At 65.1% G+C, this 1,157-nt stretch carries 1 protein-coding gene and 1 pseudogene; both read right to left on the bottom strand.

What is annotated here, in order from left to right; all coding sequences use genetic code 11:
- Positions 1–682: pseudogene (locus tag QZH66_RS16580) on the bottom strand (PCRF domain-containing protein); the annotation flags it as partial.
- A gap of 160 nt (positions 683–842) precedes the next feature.
- Positions 843–1,157: alpha/beta hydrolase (locus tag QZH66_RS16575; RefSeq protein WP_305806966.1), on the bottom strand; the 315-nt coding region annotated here is incomplete at its 5' end.

The raw sequence follows: 1,157 nt of genomic DNA, 5'->3' as shown, positions 1-1,157 counted from the left end.
CTCGATGTGGATGGTCGCGCCCTTGATGCCGGCGACGTCGCCCGGGGTCTCGTCGTCCACCGTGGTCTTGAAGCCCTTGCGCTCGGCGTAGCGCAGGTACTGGCGCAGCAGCATGCCGGCCCAGTCGCAGGCCTCGGTGCCACCGGCGCCGGCCTGGATGTCGAGGTAGCAGCTGAGCGGGTCGGCCTCGTTGCGGAACATGCGGCGAAACTCCAGCTCCTCGATCTCGGGCTGCAGCTTGGCGGCTTCCTGGGCGATGGCCATCAGATCGGCGTCGTTGCCTTCTTCCGCGCTCATCTCGAACAGCTCGGTGTTGTCGGCCAGCTCGCGCGTCAGGCGCTCGAGCGTGNCGGGCTGCAGCTTGGCGGCTTCCTGGGCGATGGCCATCAGATCGGCGTCGTTGCCTTCTTCCGCGCTCATCTCGAACAGCTCGGTGTTGTCGGCCAGCTCGCGCGTCAGGCGCTCGAGCGTGAGCACCACGCCGTCGAGCGCTTTCTTTTCCTTGCCCAGCTCCTGGGCCTTCTTCGGGTCGTTCCAGACCGCGGGGTCTTCGAGCGAGGCGTTTACCGTGCGCAGGCGTTCAAATTTGGCATCGTAGTCAAAGATACCCCCGTAACTCTTGCGTGCGCTCGGACAGGTCGATGAGGGTGTTGCCGATCTGGTTGATGTGTTCTGCGTCCATGGTGCTGTCCTGTGTGTTCGGTGGAATAAGCAGCGATTTTCTCATGGAGCGGCCAAAGCGCCCGGTAATGCCCCGCAGGCCTGCCGCCGCGCTGAAAAAATCAAGTTTGATAGCTGCTTGCGCAAGCTGAACAAGCGTTAGGGGCCGATTTGACCCAGATTCAACGGAGAAAGCCCTCGATCAGCGCAGCCACGGCCTGGGGCTGGTCGTGGTGCAGCATGTGGCCGGCGTCGTGCACTACGGCGGTGCGGCAGTCGGGCACGGATTGCAGGCGCTCGTGGTACTCGGCCAGCGAATACTTGCCCTTCCACCACTGGCCCAGGCTGTCGCTGTCGGCTTCGACGGCCAGCGTTGGCGCGCTGATGGCGCCGTAGAGGGCCAGCGCCTCGTCCACGCGGTACAGCTGCGCGCTGGTGATCTTGTGCGCCGGGTCGCCGAGGATCTCCCATCGGCCTTGCGCGTTCGGCCGCGCCCA

The sequence above is a fragment of the Stenotrophomonas sp. YIM B06876 genome (assembly GCF_030711595.1).
Lineage (GTDB): Bacteria > Pseudomonadota > Gammaproteobacteria > Xanthomonadales > Xanthomonadaceae > Stenotrophomonas.
The sequence above is the reverse complement of the archived record's forward strand: the minus strand, read 5'-3'. Positions and strand labels throughout refer to the sequence as shown.